The organism is Sulfitobacter noctilucae (genome assembly GCF_000622365.1).
GTDB lineage: Bacteria > Pseudomonadota > Alphaproteobacteria > Rhodobacterales > Rhodobacteraceae > Sulfitobacter > Sulfitobacter noctilucae.
The window spans coordinates 358,887-374,430 of sequence record NZ_JASC01000014.1; the positions used below are offsets into that span (position 1 = coordinate 358,887).

Annotated in this window: 12 protein-coding genes and 1 pseudogene; 5 read left to right on the top strand and 8 right to left on the bottom strand. The window is 57.6% G+C overall.

Features of this window, described 5'->3' with window-relative positions; all coding sequences use genetic code 11:
* Window positions 1-324: 324 nt before the first annotated feature.
* The 4 genes from Z945_RS0111895 to Z945_RS0111910 are packed head-to-tail and all read right to left on the bottom strand — an operon-like array spanning window position 325 to window position 4,477.
* The gene (locus tag Z945_RS0111895) at window positions 325-1,317 is read right to left on the bottom strand and encodes a glycosyltransferase (RefSeq protein ID WP_025052333.1); all 993 of its coding nucleotides are present in this window, start codon (window positions 1,315-1,317) and stop codon (window positions 325-327) included.
* Window positions 1,314-2,294, bottom strand: a complete 981-nt coding sequence (locus tag Z945_RS0111900; RefSeq protein ID WP_025052334.1) for a glycosyltransferase family 2 protein — start codon at window positions 2,292-2,294, stop codon at window positions 1,314-1,316. The genes Z945_RS0111895 and Z945_RS0111900 overlap by 4 nt, the downstream gene beginning before the upstream one ends.
* Before the next feature lie 21 nt (window positions 2,295-2,315).
* Window positions 2,316-3,239: a glycosyltransferase family 2 protein gene (locus Z945_RS0111905; protein ID WP_025052335.1), complete on the bottom strand. Its 924-nt coding sequence runs from the start codon at window positions 3,237-3,239 to the stop codon at window positions 2,316-2,318.
* Window positions 3,236-4,477 carry an oligosaccharide flippase family protein gene (locus tag Z945_RS0111910; RefSeq protein ID WP_025052336.1) on the bottom strand — a complete coding sequence of 414 codons (1,242 nt, stop codon included), beginning with the start codon at window positions 4,475-4,477 and terminating at the stop codon, window positions 3,236-3,238. The genes Z945_RS0111905 and Z945_RS0111910 overlap by 4 nt, the downstream gene beginning before the upstream one ends.
* A 189-nt stretch (window positions 4,478-4,666) precedes the next feature.
* Between Z945_RS0111910 and Z945_RS0111915 the strand changes: the two genes are divergently transcribed.
* Entirely contained in the window at window positions 4,667-5,866 is a 1,200-nt protein-coding gene (locus tag Z945_RS0111915; protein WP_025052337.1) for a polysaccharide biosynthesis/export family protein, read from the top strand.
* Here the strand turns inward: Z945_RS0111915 and Z945_RS0111920 are convergent.
* From Z945_RS0111920 to Z945_RS0111935, 4 genes are all read right to left on the bottom strand, one after another.
* A complete protein-coding gene (locus Z945_RS0111920) occupies window positions 5,856-8,357 on the bottom strand; it encodes an ATP-binding protein (protein WP_152541116.1) in 2,502 nt (833 codons plus the stop codon). The two genes, Z945_RS0111915 and Z945_RS0111920, sit on opposite strands and share 11 nt — an antisense overlap.
* A 33-nt stretch (window positions 8,358-8,390) precedes the next feature.
* Window positions 8,391-8,867, bottom strand: a complete 477-nt coding sequence (locus Z945_RS0111925) for a putative pterin-binding protein (protein WP_025052339.1) — start codon at window positions 8,865-8,867, stop codon at window positions 8,391-8,393.
* Between the two features lie 103 nt (window positions 8,868-8,970).
* Window positions 8,971-9,858 (bottom strand): UTP--glucose-1-phosphate uridylyltransferase, encoded by an 888-nt coding sequence (locus Z945_RS0111930; RefSeq protein WP_025052340.1) that lies wholly within the window; start codon window positions 9,856-9,858, stop codon window positions 8,971-8,973.
* 28 nt (window positions 9,859-9,886) lie between these two features.
* Window positions 9,887-11,266, bottom strand: a complete 1,380-nt coding sequence (locus Z945_RS0111935; RefSeq protein WP_025052341.1) for a WecB/TagA/CpsF family glycosyltransferase — start codon at window positions 11,264-11,266, stop codon at window positions 9,887-9,889.
* 253 nt (window positions 11,267-11,519) lie between these two features.
* On the opposite strand from Z945_RS0111935, the gene Z945_RS0111940 reads away from it, so the two are divergent.
* From Z945_RS0111940 to Z945_RS20875, 4 genes and pseudogenes are all read left to right on the top strand, one after another.
* Entirely contained in the window at window positions 11,520-12,134 is a 615-nt protein-coding gene (locus Z945_RS0111940; RefSeq protein ID WP_025052342.1) for a response regulator, read from the top strand.
* Window positions 12,135-12,241: 107 nt separating this feature from the next.
* On the top strand, window positions 12,242-13,681 hold the full coding sequence (locus Z945_RS0111945) for a GumC family protein (RefSeq protein WP_025052343.1): 1,440 nt from the start codon (window positions 12,242-12,244) through the stop codon (window positions 13,679-13,681).
* On the top strand, window positions 13,678-14,949 hold the full coding sequence (locus Z945_RS0111950) for a capsular biosynthesis protein (RefSeq protein WP_025052344.1): 1,272 nt from the start codon (window positions 13,678-13,680) through the stop codon (window positions 14,947-14,949). Before Z945_RS0111945 ends, Z945_RS0111950 begins: the two co-directional genes overlap by 4 nt.
* A gap of 120 nt (window positions 14,950-15,069) precedes the next feature.
* A pseudogene (locus tag Z945_RS20875) lies at window positions 15,070-15,481 on the top strand (integrase core domain-containing protein); the annotation flags it as partial.
* Window positions 15,482-15,544: the final 63 nt, after the last annotated feature.

Genomic DNA, 15,544 nt, shown 5'->3' on the forward strand with positions numbered 1-15,544 from the left:
GCGGGAAGGGGACATTCGCTGTCCTTGCAAAGTTAAATGTGGAGCTCGTCGCAGGCGGGTGTTCGTCGACCTGTCATGTTTGCGATAATCTCAGAACGCTGCGAACTAGCAAGGTAGAAAGTTATGTGCACTCATCGACTACATCCGGCAGCACACTAACGCTGCAATCGGGCTCATGTGAGAAGACACTTTGATCGTACTTTCGAAGTTCTGAAATTGCCCAGAGGCGACACAGTCGAACCGAAGCAAACGCTGCTTTGCCATTCACCTGAATATTTCAAGCTTTGGGTTCCGAAAAACCAGTTTTTCCCTATTGCCATTGGGCTATACGCCAACCTCACGCAGCATATACTGCCAGCAATCGCGAAACCGGTTTTCCAGTTGCTGCGTGGTCCGTACGATTGACCCCTCCTTCAACTGACTACCATCCTTTGCCTCCCTCGCGATCAGGGCGCTCAGTTCCTTGATGTTTCCCGTTTCCATCATCACGCCACCATGCTGCGCATGATCGCTAAGACCGTCGACGTCATGACACAGCAACCTGCGACCCGCAGCGAGCGCTTCAACCGCCACGAGACCGTAGGCCTCCCAACGCGAGGGCATGAGCACCACGTCGACATTCGCTATTGCTGTCACAGGGTCAGACTGAAACCCTCGAAAAACGATGCGCCTGTCGTTTCCCGCCAGTGCTTTCAACGCAGGTTCTTCTGCACCTTCACCGATGATGTGCAACTGGATGTCTGGATCAGAACATTGGCGAAAGGCCTTGATGAGGGTATCGAACCCTTTTTGATGATCCAGCCGTCCGATGGCCCCGAACACACGGGCGGGGCCGGTTGGTGCGGGCAAGGCACGGAACGCACTTAGATCGACGCAGGACTGGATCGTGGATAGCTTGTCAGTGTGGACCAAACGGTTGGACACCATCCAGTTTGCCTGACCATTGCTGACGCATACGATCCAGTCAAAAAATGAATAGGCCAGTTTGAGCAAGGTCTTGAATCGGCGATGGCTGGGGACGTTATGCGTCATGAAGCCCTCGGTATAGCTGTGCTCCACGTGGACCAAGGGCGTGCGGGGATGACTGGCGCGCAGGCCGACAAGCGCCGGCAGACTGCGCCACGACACAGCAAGATGCGAAACGATCACATCCGCAGGACCAAGATTGCCCAGGATGGTGCCGCGCTTCACAGATTTGACCTTGTGATCCGCCGTCTGCGCCATAGCGCTGTCAGAGCGTAAAAAATCGAGAACCCGCATGACGCCGCCAGCGGTGGTATCGTCAATCAGGTGTAGGACTTTAGGAAGGTGTTTCATGTCTTGGAACCTGTACGGGCCATCATAACGTCCAGCGCCAATGGACCGGCCAAGCGCAAAACCAACGCGGCAGCAATTGTGGTCAGCGTTTTACGAGGCTCTTCCCAGACGGGCTTCCAGGATTGCGCGAAAGACTGCGCCAACAAATCAACGGCGCGACCTGTGTCTTTGTCACTGATTGCGCGGCGGGCAAGATAGCGCAGTTGGTAAGCACGGGCGGTCTTGGCCGTCCTGGCAAAGAATTCAGGTGCAATCAGCGACAGCTTTGCGACCATCCGCTCCCATGCGGCCAGCTGCAAATCCGTTGCCGCAGACAGGCCGCCCGCGTTAACACGGTACTGGGTCAACTCGCCCTCGATACCCTCGAATGTCCACTCGGTGGTCAAGGCAATGCGCAGCCAGCACTCAATATCTTCGGATTGGCGAAAGGTCTCGTCAAAGTACCAGTCGCGTGTCTGCTCGGATGCAGGACGGTGGGCGATGGCGGCAAAGACAGCCTTGCGGATAACCGGTGCCGATCCGTTACCAATCGGGTTGCGTTTGAAGATATGCGCAGGCGTGATGTTCTTGAGGCGCGGAGTCTGCGCCATACCAAGCGAGGCACCGGTTTCATCAATCAAGGCCGATCCTGAATAGCTGATACCGACATTGGTCGCCGCACGCAGATGCGCCACATGGCGTTCCAGCTTTTCAGGCAACCACAGATCATCCGCATCACAAAATCCGATGTAAAGCCCGCGTGCTGCAGCAATTCCGGTGTTGCGTGCGCCTGCCAGTCCGCGATTGCGCTGCCTGATGACGTTGAAGCCCGGGATGTCAGCGTATTTTTCGAGCACAGCGGCGGTTGTATCGGTCGAACCGTCGTCAACCACGATGATCTCGTAGTCTGTAAACGTCTGGGCCAGCAGGGCATCCAGCGTTTCAGGCAGCGTTTTGGCGACATTGAAGGCAGGGACGACGATGGAAACGAGGGGCATGAGAGCCTCCTTTGTGATGGATTAACGGGAGAAGAGATGTTGGGAGAGGCGTGCAGGAAGGACGGGTGCCAAGAGTGCACCGGCAAGCGTGGCCAGGCCGCGCCGTGGCGCATTGAAGAAACCGGAAGGACTGCGAAGAAAGCCCTGAAGGGCAAAGGTCAGCGGCAACGCGCGCCCCTGACCCAACCGCAAAGCGCGGCGGCTGAGATAGCGTAGGAAGATCGCATCAGAGTGATTGCTGGGCGCATGTCCATATTTCGCAGCAGTCCGGATCGCACATGCCCGACCCTTTTGCATGGCACGCAGATCAGCGGACAGGCCGAAGTGCGATGTGCGGTACCATGTCTGGCATTTATCAATGGCGACCACATGTGAGCCGGTCCCCACCAGACGGATCAGCCATTCAAGGTCTTCGTTGTGCACCATGGTTTCGTCAAATCCGCCGGTGCGTATGTATGCAGTGCGGCGCACCGCGATGTTGGACATTGTGCACACCGGATTTTCACCCAAGAGCATCGGTATGCTTAACGGGGCGGGCGGGACAGACGAAAAGGTCGTGGCCAAGGCAGGATCGTCCTGAAAGAACGCGATCTTGCCGTAGGCGGCGTCGATTTTTGGGTCGGCAAAACAGGTGGCGAGTTCGCTCAGCTTTTCCGGGCCCCAGATGTCGTCAGCGTCACAAAACGCGATGATCTCGCTATTGGAAAAGAGCAACGCACCGCAGTCGCGCGCGCTGCTCGGACCTTTGCCGGTATTGCGGTGCACGCGGATGCGCGGGTCTTGGGCGCTTGCGGCATGCAGCATGTCCAGCGTTGCGTCGGTTGATCCGTCATCAACACAGATGACCTCCCAATCGCTACAGGTCTGGGCCTGTATGCTGTTCAACGTCGCCTGAAGGGTAAGGGCCGCATTGTAGCATGGAATGATAATTGAGAAGTCGGTCATGACTGCACCTGTGGGTAGGAGGGAAAGATATGAGTGTGGAGGGTCGCAAAGGCACCGAGGATCATCAGCCCGCCGGTGACCGCAAGGTAGCCAACAGCCATCGTGAACAGTCCGAAAGGAGCAAGCAAAACAGTGCCGGCAAGGACAGCAAGCGCAAGAGCTGCAGTCATCCACAACTCAATTTGCGGTTTGCCCGCGACGCGCAGCCATCCTGCGGCGGTCGCCCAAAGGGTCGTGGGGATCGTAACAAGGCAAAGGATGGAGACGAGCGGTGCCACGTCTTCCCAGCCATCCCCCAGCAGGACAGGTACATAAAAAGGTGCAAGCACGGATTGCAGGATCACAACAGGCGCAATCAGCGCCAGTCCGACAATCACGCTCTGGCGCATGGCGGCGGCTGGATCGTATGACTGGCTGAGATGCGGGAACAACACGGTGGAGAAAGCGGTGGCGAATGCGTTGGAGAGACTAAGGCCCGCGTTGAACGCCATGAAGTATAGGCCAAGCGCTTGAGGCCCCATTGTCATGCCGACCACGATCTTGTCGCCCTGCAAGCGCAGAACTTTGACCACTTCGATACCCAGAACGGCCCAGCCATAGTCGATGAACGGACGCAATGGCGCGGGTGTGATGCTCGCCTTGGGCGACCACGGATGCAGGGCACGTACCGCAAACAACCAGATCGGCGCGGACAACACGCGCGGCAGAATGAGCGCAACGGCGGAGGGATAGATCAGGACCAGCAGGATCGAGAGCAGATTTGCACCGACCACTTGCGTGCCGCCGATGGCCGCCGTCTGGCGGAGCTTACCTGCCCGCATAGCCAGCGCGACCTGCACCAAACCCGCTGGCATAAAGAGATACTCAAGACCCATCAGCAGGATCAAACCGGACAGCATCGCGCTGCCGCCAGACAGGAACAACCCCCCGGCGATCAACGCCTGAAGCACAAAGAGACCGAGGCACCAGGCCCAGAAGATGCGGCGTGCGGCAGTGCATGTCGCCTCAAGCATATCGTCGCTTGCCGCGATGATCCGCTGGCCCACACCGTTTTCTGTAAGTGCCTTGAGCATATCGCCCGCGGCCATCGCGGATGCTGCGATCCCGATCTGTGTCAGATCAAGTGTGCGGGCTACAGCAATCACCACCAGAAGGCGTGATGCCTTGGTGGCCACTTCTGATGCACCGTAAGCCATCAGGTTAGTGGCGAGAGATTTGCTTGTTTGCGAGATAGGCATCGTTTGCGCTTTCGTTGATTTCAACCAACACTACCGCAGCACAACCTTTGTCGTCCCGCGCGCTACGGGACAGGTCCCTTGCGCAAATGGAACACACCCTATCCATCAGGATAGTGTTCTGACCGCATGCACCGTGGCACGTTGCACTTCATACGCGTAAGGTATGCTCAACCCGTTTCTGGAGGCCTTATGTCTGGCAAACCGACCTTGAGTGGCACCTTCGCAGCCTTGTTGATGACAAGTGCCTGCGCCAGCTTTGATACGCCCGACAATCTTGAGCCTGTGGCGCAAGGGAACGGCTATCAGGCGCAATACCGGGAACCTGACGTGACCCGCGCGAATGCTGACCTGCTAAGGTCAGAAGCTATGAATGCGCAGAAATGTCTGCCCCTTGGGGGCTCTGCTGGCAAAGGCTCCAGCATTGCATCCAGTGTCCTGCGCGGCGAACGGTTGTCGCGCAACGATCTGCTGGATGTGCGCATCGCCGAGGACGAAACCTTCAACGGCAGCTATGTCGTGTCGCGGGACGGGATGCTTAAATTGCCGTTCCTGCCACCGATCCGCGCCCAAGGGCGCAGTACAGATCAGGTTGAAGCGGACATCGCAAGGGCGCTGCTCGCCGACGATTTTTACCAAGTCCCGCCACGCATATCTGTGCGCGCCGCTGATTTCGCCTCTGTCTCGATCGGGGTATCGGGTGCCGTGTTCGAGCCCCACGCCGTCGAAATCGGCGGCGTGCGCGGCGATACCGTCGACAGCCTGCGCCAAGTGGCTTCGGGTGCCTCGACCGAAGGGCGCAATCTGTCTGCCGCCTTGCGTGCGGCAGGTGGTGTGCGCCCCGATGCGGATATCTCAGCGGTCGAAGTGCGTCGCGGGGGCCAGACCTATCGCCTCGACATGCGTGGCGTGTTCGAGGGAAGAAATACCGTCGACATCATGCTGCTGACCGGTGACGAGGTGCGCGTGCCCAGCCGTCGGTGTTTTCAGGATGATCTGATGCGGCCCAGCCCGATCAGCCCGCCGGGTATCAGCCTGTTCCTGTCCAATCTCACGCAGCCTGCACAAAACAATGCTGCCTCCGCCGTTGGACAGACTGTGCGCCAGGTGCCTTATGGCTCGCGCTACATGCAGGCAGTGATCGACGCTAACTGTGTGGGCGGATCACGCTCAACCAGCGCAGATCGCTCCGCGGTGCTGTTTTCACGCAACCCGATGACGGGCGTATCGGTGGTGATTGAGCGTGATATCGAAGACCTGCTGCGCCGTGCGGACCGTGATGATTTTGACCCCTATCTGCTGCCCGGCGATGCAATGGCCTGCTATGACAGTACAGTCACAAACATCGCCGAAATCGGACGGGTGCTGGGCGCGGTTGCCTTTATTCCTTGAGCGGCACTTCGGCTAATGCTTTCTTGCTGCGCTTCCAGATGTCCGGAAGCGTGGCAATTGCGGCCATCACAGCAGCGTCCTCTCCAGCTTTCGCGGAACGTTCGATCAACACCAACGCATCACGGAACGCGGTTGCCCCGAACAGGGCGGCGTTGCCTGCGATCTTATGTGTTTCGGCTGCAATGTCGTTGCGATCCAAACGCGCATCACCTTGAAGCCATTCAATCAGCGTCTCGGCTTCCGCGCTATACCGGGCCAACAACTTCGGATAGTTTTCGGCACCGATAACTTCATATGTTTCCGCGTTATGCGCATGATCGATCAGGACAGGTGTTTCTGCCGGAGTTGTAGCGCCCTCCTTCCCAAGTACCGCCAGAAGATCTGATTTTCTCAGCGGTTTGGTCAAAACGCCGTCCATCCCCTGTGCCAGAAAATCATCACGCTCTGACGGCATCACATTTGCAGTCAGCGCCACGATACGCGCATTGCGGGACGCCCCGTTCCCCTGCCTGATCTGGCGTGTGGCGCTGCGCCCGTCCAGCACAGGCATGCTAATATCCATCAAGATAAGGTCGAACTTATCGACCGCAGCTTTATCGACACCCTGCTGGCCATCATGGGCTTCGCTCACCTCATGCCCGTCGGCTTGCAGCATCTCGCGCACGACAAATCTGTTGATTTCGTTATCTTCGACAACCAGCACGCGCAGCGGGGCCATCACGGCGCGTCGCTCTATAAGATTGCCCGGTTCTGGTGCAGCTTCGGCAGCCTTGGCGGGGATCGCGACGCGAAAGGTACTGCCCACACCAATCTCGCTTGCCACCATAATCTCGCCGCCCAGCATATCAACAAACCGCTTAGCAATGCTAAGCCCCAAACCGGTGCCGCCGACATCGCGGTCATAGGCGGCATTGCCGGTGACAAAGTCATCGAAAATGCGGTCCTGTAGATCCTCCGGTATGCCCGCCCCTGTATCTTCAATTTCAAACGTCATCTCGCCTTTGTGCCAACTGGCGGTGACAGACACCCGGCCGCGTTTGGTGAACTTAACCGCATTCCCGATGAGGTTCATCAGGACATGCTGCAGACGTTCGCAGTCCGATGTGATCCAATGCTGTGCAGGTCCATCCCATCCCCAATCAAGTGTGGTTTCCTGGGTGGAGGCCATGCCGCTTTGGCTATCGATAATGTCTTGCAACAGGTCGGACACGTTCATCGGTTCAAGGTTCACGCTGACCTTACCTGAATCGTAGCGCGTGATGTCCAGCACGTCAGAGACATGGCTGAGCAACAGGCGCCCCGATGTTTCCATATTGCGCATGTAAGTGTCTTGTTTGCCAGACAGCGTGGTGTCCCGCAGCAGGCTAAGGTTGCCCAGCAAGCCATTCAGAGGCGTGCGAATTTCGTGGCTCATGGTAGCCAGAAAATCCGATCTGCTTTTCTCACCTGCAATGGCCTTGTCGCGGGCGTCGACCAGCTCGGCCTCATCGGCTTTTTGCTGGGTGATGTCGCGCAGGAAGGCGATGAAAATATCACCCTCTTCGGTCACGGCCGATTGAATGGCGAGTTCCACAGGGAAGATGGATCCGTCACTGCGCTTGGCTTCAAGCTGCACACGCCCTTTCCCAACTACGCGTTTCTCGCCGCCTTTGCGCATCCGCTCCATGCCGGCTTCGTGTCCGGCACGCATATGGTCAGGCACGATTATTGCCCCCAACTCACGTCCGACCACATCTTCGGCGCGGTGGCCGAATATCTCTTCGGCGGCGGGGCTGAACTCAATGATATGGCCGGCGTCGTCGCTGATGATAACACCGTCGAGCGATGTATTGATCACCGTGTTCATCCGCGCTCCCGTCTGGCGGCGGGCTCGTTCCTGACGGCGCATTTTTTCGTTCATGCGCACGAGATACAGTACCGAGATACCAAGCGCCGCAATCAACACGGCCAGTGCCAGCGCCAGTTCGATCATGGTCAGCGCCACATCCGCGCGTTGCCTGTCCGCGTTCTGCGCAAAAATCTTGAGGCCAGAATTCGACAGTTTGCGCACATCAGGGCGAATGTCTTGCACAAGCGATGCAAGGCGCGGCAGGCTGCCGGTGAGTGCCACATCATCAGCGTCAATGAATGTGGCTGTGGTGTCGAGCCAATCTTGAATGCGTTGCAGCGTCGCAAGAAACTCTTGATCCGCGCGCAGCTCTTCAAACACCTGCGCCTGGGATACCGTGTTGATCCGACTATAGAAAATGTCGAACCGCCGTCGAATGCTCGCAAGATCGGCACCGACCCTGATGCGGCCGGAGAATTCCTGAAACTCCACTTCTGTCTGGGATAAGGACCATTGGACATTATCGGAGCTGGCCGAGCTTAACTCTTCAATCTCGCGGCTGACATTCCATGTCAGAAAGACGATGGCGCACATAACGACAAGACCGGCCAAGACAAGTATTGTCTGGCCGGTTTTTCGACGCATGAATCGGGATTTTGGCACAGTATCTCCTGTGATTTCGGGCCTCCCCACGGGTTACTGAACCAGTTCGATCCTGTCGAGTTGCCAGATGCTGCGCGAATAGATAACTTCGGTGCGGTAGTCTGCATTTGCATCGTAAGGATAGACCACCCAAAGCGGGCCTTTGTCACGCACAGACATTTCTTCGCCGTTCATTGTGATGGCGACAATTGGACCATCTTCGACGGCATCAGTCACGGGAATTTCGACGGTATAATCATTGATCGCGGTTGCCAGCAGCGTCCCGTCCTCAGCCCCAAGCTCCTGTACCAGACGTGCCAGCGGGACACCTTCAAACGTATTGGTGCCTTCGGTCCAGATGGTCGTCGTCTCGATTTTCCTGGTGCCAAGCGCCTCAAGTGCGGCGCGGTCAAAGGCTTGCGTTTCCCCGTTGTGTGTCAAGGTCAAAACTGTGTCGGTTGCTTGGGCGGATGTGCCAAGGCCAAGGGCCAAACCCAATGCGACGATAAAAGTCTGGATACGGCTAAACATAAGGATACTCCTGATAAACTGTTGGGCCACTCATGCCATAAACCGCCGCACACAGCATTGGGGTATCGGGATAGGCACCTATCCTTAAGTATAGGGTTAGATGCTAAGCCACCATTTTCAAATGGTTTTTCCGCGCCTCCATAAACGCCATAAAGTCCGCGCCCAGATCACTACGAGCCATTGCAAAGGCTGCGGTTGCTTGCACAAAACCCTGAACCGAGCCGCAATCGAAACGTTCACCGTCAAATCGGTAGCCGGTGACACCGGCGGTTTGCACATCCGCGTTGATCGCATCGGTCAGTTGCAATTCGCCGCCAGCGCCGGGACCAAGCGCATCCAGGCGCTCAAATATCGACGGCTCAAGAATATAGCGCCCTACGATGGCTTGGGTTGAGGGGGCCACATCGGCGCGTGGTTTCTCGACCAGACCACGCGCTTGCGCAAGTCTGCCCTTTTGCTGGCTCACATCCAGCACACCGTAGGACGAAACGGCAGCGCGCGGCACTTCCATCGTGGCAACCATGTGCCCGCCCTGTGTACGGTGCGCCGCGACCATCTGCGCAAGCGCACCTGTCTCATGCAGGATCACATCATCGGGAAGGAGAACGGCAAACGGGTTATCACCGACCAACCGTTTGGCTTGGCGCACCGCATGTCCCAGACCAAGTGGTTGGGCCTGCCGTAGAATGGTCAATGCGCCTTCGGGCATTCGTGTGGGGGCGAGCGCCTCCAAAGCTTCGGTTTTGCCTTTGGCTTTCAACTGCATCTCGAGTGCGGCAGCAGTGTCAAAGTAATCTTCCAGCGCGCCCTTACCTGCCGCAGTGACAAAGATGAATTCCTCGATCCCGGCCTTGCGGGCTTCGTCCACGGCGTATTGGATCAACGGGCGATCGACGAGCGGCAGCATCTCTTTGGGGATCGACTTGGTTGCAGGGAGAAAGCGGGTGCCCATGCCAGCAACGGGGAAAACGGCTGTGCGGATATGTGTCATGTGTTTAGTTCCTTGAACAAGGTGGGAGTTAATGTGCGCCACGGCCACTCAGGACCGCGCGGAATGTCATGCCGATGAGGATCAGATCGAGAAGAAGGGTGCGGCTGTTCGCATAGGCCAGATCCATCTCGATCATCTGGTCAAAGCCCACGTCAGCGCGTCCCGAGACCTGCCAGACACCAGTGATGCCGGGTTTGACGGACAAGCGCCCGAAGGCATGCTTGGGATAGACGTCCACCTCGGAAGGCAGTGCAGGTCGCGGTCCGACGATCGACATTTGCCCGCGCAGCACGTTCAGAATCTGCGGTAGCTCATCGATCGAGGTTCGGCGGATGAAGCGGCCAACGCGGGTGATGCGGGGGTCAGACTTTGACTTGAAACAGATGCCTTCGCGGTCTGATTGTGCCAGTACATCAGCGCGCAATGATTCTGCGTCGATGACCATTGAACGGAACTTGATCATTGTGAAGGGGCGACCGTTTTTGCCAATGCGGGTTTGGGTGAACAAGGCGGGCCCCTTGCTTTCTGCTTTGATGGCCAAAGCAGTCAGCGCGAGAATTGGTGACAGGAGGACCAGTGCCGCAGTGGATACGGTGATGTCGAGAATACGGTGCGCAACAGATGCGGGCGTCGAGACTGCGGCAGTTTGTTTGGCCGCGCGGGCCAGAAATGTGGTGTTCCCCTGCAAATAGCGTTTGGCCAATCGGCGTGGCTCTTGCGCCAGACGCCAGACCCATTCGCATTTCATCTTGCGGACCACTGACGGCGCGCGCATTACATTGCCTGCAAAGAAGTCGAGCGCTGCGCCTACGCCCATTGTCAGCTCTGCATCCAGATAAGGCGCGTTGCGGTGCAGCCAAAGCTCTTGCATGGGCACCCCCAGTGCGACCAAGACAATGTCTGCGCGGCTGACATTGATGTCGGCGATAATCTCGGCATCGTTCTGCGCCTGGGCAAAACCGTCGCGCGTACCGGCAATCTGCAGGCCCGGGATCTTGTGCAACAGAGCCTCCGCCGCTTTATCTGCCGTGCCCGGGGTGCCGCCGAACAGATAGACAGACTTGCCCAGTTTGGCAGCCTCCTGCAGCAAAGCGGGAATGAAGTCCGTTCCGTTCAGGTTCGCGGTCAAATCCTGGCCGGTCATCTTGGCTGCGAGGGCGACACCAATGCCGTCGGGCAGTAGAAAGTCAGCGCTGTTTACCGCTGCTGCATACTGACGGTCCCGTGCCATCACGTTGAAGCAATGGGCATTCATAAAGTTAACCCGCCGACGACCAGGAGCCAAAAGCGTCGCGATTGTTTCAGCGGTTGTGGCGTCGACCAAAGTCGTGCGCAAGCTTGGCAGATAGGTTTCACGCAACGTGTTCACGGGCGTTATAGGGCCGTCGAAGGTAGGGAAATATGACATGGCAGCAGTCCTGTGTTGATCAGATTTGTTGCCCTAGTGATCAACGAAAACAACTGCTTGGCGCAACGGAGCGGGCGGACAGGTTTGTGGGACGGATGGTTAACGCACCAGTCCCAATGGTGCTGAATGCTGGCACCATCGGCCCGTGACCTATCCTTTTGGAGGGGAGGGGCTAACTCGATTTCCCCATCATTTGCGCCTTTGAACCAACACAATCTGAGGGTAGCATGTGCCAATCTTCAAAGGACATGTTATGAGAGTATTAATAGCTGACGATCACGACCTGCTGCGCGACACGCTTGTGATGTTCCTTGAAGGGGAAGGCCGGATGGAGACCGCCAGCGCGGGCACGTTCGAAGAAGCCTGCAACCTGATTGAGCGTGACGATCCGTTTGACCTGATTCTGCTGGATTACAATATGCCGGGTATGAACGGGCTTGAAGGACTGCGGACAGCCCTTGCGCTGAAAGAAGGACAACGCGTCGCCCTGATCTCTGGCGAAGCGACACGCCAGATTGCCGAAGATGCGCTGGAAGCCGGCGCTGCCGGTTTCGTGCCAAAGTCACTTCCGGCCAAGTCGCTGGTCAATGCAGTCAAGTTCATGGCGATGGGCGAGCAATACGCCCCCATTGATTTCATGACAGCGGTCGAAGAAGAGCCGACCAATGCGCTGGCCGAAAAGCTGACCCCCCGCGAATTGCAGGTTCTCAAAGGATTGACCGAGGGCAAATCGAACAAGGAGATCGCTCGCGATCTTGATATCACGGAACCCACGATCAAACTTCACGTCAAGACTCTCTACCGCAAAGTGGGTGCGGCGAACCGGACCCAAGCGGCCCTGATCGCCCGCGAGGCCGGTCTGTTCTGAGCTATCCGAAAGGATAGGCCCTGCGCCAAATGTGCCGCTCAGGTGGCCCTCTGCCCAAATGATTTGTCCTGCGCGAACAGATAGATCATCGGTAAAGGAGCCAATCGATGATCACACTTACTTTGCCATTCCGCCCCAAAGCACGCCCCGCAAAGGGCGGCGTGGTGCGTCGCGTCGTGATGGGCGGCAAGCTGAGCGATCTCAAGCGTTTGCCGCGCTATGTAGCAACGGGGGTTCTGGGCGCGACCCTGATCTGGGCACCGCTCTTGGGCTATCTCAAGACAGCACCCCTCAGCTACCGCTCGACCACATCGCTGATCATGCCCGGCTCTGGCGCTTCTGCGTCTATGAACGTGAACGGGATTGGCCAAGCCACGTCATATGCAAACTCTGCCTTTGCTAGCAACGCGGTCAGCCCGACCGAGACTTATAAGCGCCTGTTGGGTGCAGACCGTATTGTGGACGCGGCGGCAGCATCGTTGAATATTGAACGAGCCGAACTGGGCCAGCCGCGTGTGCGTTTGGTGGACCAAACCAGCCTGATCCACTTTGAAACCACGGGTCGCACGCCCCAGGATGCACAGGCCCGCGGCGATGCTATTCTTGCCGCATTCTTCACCGAACTGGACGCACTGCGCGCAGACGAGGTCGACACGCGCCAAGACAGCGGTTTGCAAGCCATCTCGGATTATCGCGCCTCTGTCGCCGATACCCGAACGCGGATTGAAGCGTTGAAAAACGCGACCGGACTGCTGTCTGTCGATCAATACGATGTACTGCTGGACCGTCATTTGGCACTGGATGAGGAAATACTGAAACAACGCGCGCACCTCAAAGACCGCGCCGCAGCGACTGCCGCACTCGAAGCACAACTGGGTCTGGATGCTGCTATCGCGGCTGCCACCCTCAAACTTTTTGCAAATAGTGCCTATGTCGCACTGCTCGACGAAACCGCCCGCACCGAAGTCGCTCTGACCGAAGCCAGTGCCCGATATGGCAACCGCCATCCAAAGGTCCAGGCCGCTCAGGCAGCGCGAGACCAAGCTGTGTCCGCTGCGGTGTCACTGGCGCAATCTATCACAGGGCTTGGGCCGGAGGCATTGAACGACTTTGATCTTGCCCCTGACGGAGCGCGGGCCAATCTACTGGCCGAATTGGTGCGCATGCAGGTCGAAGTCTCGGGCGCAACAGAGCAACTTGCCGCACTCGAAGCACAGAAATCAGACGGCCAAGAGGCGCTGAACAGATTTGCCCCCGCCGCCGCCAAAATGCAGGATCTCGAGCGTGACTTTTCGGTAGCTGAAGCCTTGTTCGCCTCCGCCATCGCCCGTGCGCAATCCAGCAAATCCGATGTTTATGCCTCATATCCACTGGTGCAGGTGCTGGAAAACCCCTCCCTCCCTGCCAAGCCTTCATCGCCAAACCGCAAGCTTGCTATTATGGCAGGTGTTGCTGCCACATTGATGCTCCTGATGAGCCTCGCAATGGGTTGGATCCGGATTGCGCTGATCTCTCGCTTGATGAACAAGCCCGGTCGCCCGTCATGATTGCCCAGAACCCGATTGAGCGATTGGTTTACCGCACGCTCGTCCTGACCTGGCCGTTTTATGCCGTGGGTGCGCTCTATATTGTTGGTCCCGTCTTGGCGTGGGTATTGGCCGGGTTGGTTGTCTTGGTTCTTTATCTTGGGCCCGCCGTCCGCGAAGACATGCAGGCAACCGGCAGCATCCCGCCCGTAATCTGGGGCTGGTTGGCTGGCATGTTTGTGATGTTGGTTGCCCTCTGGGTCGGGCATCTGGACTGGGGTTTGGGAACGGGCAAGACAATCAAATCTTCCATCGGCTGGGCAAAGGGCTGGGCGCTTCTGGCACTCTTCCCACTGGCCGGAGCCATCCTGCCGATCCGCCGCGAGACCCTGATCCGCGCGCAATGTGTTGTCGGTCTTTGGACGCTGATCCTCGCGCCGGTCTTGTTGGCCGCGCCCTACATCGGCCTGCCGGAACGTATTTTCACCTCACCTCTCAAGGCTGTTGGTGGCCCGGGGCCCGAGTACTTTTCGGTCTACTTTTTCACATGGGATCCAGCCAGCTGGACGCCAAGATGGCAATTTTACGCACCATGGTCGCCGTTCGCCGCATTGCTTGGGACGATCATGGTCTTGTTCGCGCTGGAAGAGAAGAACATCAAGTGGCGCAGCATCGGGATTGCGGCGGGGGTTGTCATGATCTTTGCATCCAAATCACGCATGGGTTTGGTGGGATTGGTCGCCTGTACCATCGGCCCGCGCCTGTTGCCCCTTATCCTGCGCGGATGGGCGTGGCAGGTTCTGGCCGCTTTTACCGCCTCGATGTCGGTGCTGGGAACCGCGCTGGCTACGACCGCAACTGATGCAGTCTCCGCCTTTAAAGGCGCGCGTGCCGATAGCACCCGCGTGCGCGAAACCCTGCAACGCATCGCGACAGAACGCTGGCAAAATGATGGATATTGGTTTGGCCATGCCACCGTGCAACCGGGTAGCCATGCCGTTGAATACATGCCGATCGGCAGTCATCACACGTGGTACGGTTTGTTGTTTGTCAAAGGCTTGGTTGGTTTTCTGGCGTTTTTGGTGCCGTTTGTCTGGCAGACCGCACTGGCGATGCGGGACGCAGCAATGGGGCCTCGAGGGCGCTTGCCGCTGGGCATCATGATGACCCTCACCTTGCTGTCGTTTGGGGAGAATATCGAGATTGAAGCCTATCTGCTCTGGCCTGCGCTGGTCGTGTTGGGCATTCACGCAAGAGAGCTTGAGAAGCCCACACTATCGACGCGATGACGCGCTAAACTTTTTTTTATGAATGCGGAATGTAGATTGTGGACTGGCCTTTCGAACAAGGCTGTCGCTACATCTTCTTATAGATCCTGTCCCGCTCCCCTGAATAGTCCGTCGATCGGGGGCCGTCGGTCCCGCATTTCAAACTTTAACGACAACTTTTGCCGCGAATATCTGGCCGCCATCGTCGATACGTTTCTGTCTGGCCATCGCGTTGTGTGTGAACTGGATCGGATCGTTGAAACGCGTGGATGCCCCTGCTTGGTTGTCAGCGACAATGGAACCGAACTGACGTCGAATTCGAGCCGGAAACGACAAGATGTGTGACGAATACCTGAATGGTCAACTGTTCGATAGTTTGCCCCTTGCCCGTAACCTGATCGCAGCGTGGCGTATCGACTTCACCCACCACCGCCCACACAAAAGGCTAGCTGGTCTGACGCCAGCGGAATATGCCAAACGATCAGAAGAGGACCAAGAGTGGAACAGGTCAAATGGTAATGCTATTGTTGACAGGCTCTTACGCTGGTTCTGATAGCGATCTTGCCGCAATTGACGCTGTACTGCGCGATTTTGCCGAAAGCCAGATTGCCGAATC

Coding starts and splice junctions, on each gene's coding strand:
- Z945_RS0111895 (WP_025052333.1), bottom strand. CDS start 1,317: ATGAAACACCTTCCTAAAGTCCTACACCTGATTGACGATACCACCGCT.
- Z945_RS0111900 (WP_025052334.1), bottom strand. CDS start 2,294: ATGCCCCTCGTTTCCATCGTCGTCCCTGCCTTCAATGTCGCCAAAACG.
- Z945_RS0111905 (WP_025052335.1), bottom strand. CDS start 3,239: ATGACCGACTTCTCAATTATCATTCCATGCTACAATGCGGCCCTTACC.
- Z945_RS0111910 (WP_025052336.1), bottom strand. CDS start 4,477: ATGCCTATCTCGCAAACAAGCAAATCTCTCGCCACTAACCTGATGGCT.
- Z945_RS0111915 (WP_025052337.1), top strand. CDS start 4,667: ATGTCTGGCAAACCGACCTTGAGTGGCACCTTCGCAGCCTTGTTGATG.
- Z945_RS0111925 (WP_025052339.1), bottom strand. CDS start 8,867: ATGTTTAGCCGTATCCAGACTTTTATCGTCGCATTGGGTTTGGCCCTT.
- Z945_RS0111930 (WP_025052340.1), bottom strand. CDS start 9,858: ATGACACATATCCGCACAGCCGTTTTCCCCGTTGCTGGCATGGGCACC.
- Z945_RS0111935 (WP_025052341.1), bottom strand. CDS start 11,266: ATGTCATATTTCCCTACCTTCGACGGCCCTATAACGCCCGTGAACACG.
- Z945_RS0111940 (WP_025052342.1), top strand. CDS start 11,520: ATGAGAGTATTAATAGCTGACGATCACGACCTGCTGCGCGACACGCTT.
- Z945_RS0111945 (WP_025052343.1), top strand. CDS start 12,242: ATGATCACACTTACTTTGCCATTCCGCCCCAAAGCACGCCCCGCAAAG.
- Z945_RS0111950 (WP_025052344.1), top strand. CDS start 13,678: ATGATTGCCCAGAACCCGATTGAGCGATTGGTTTACCGCACGCTCGTC.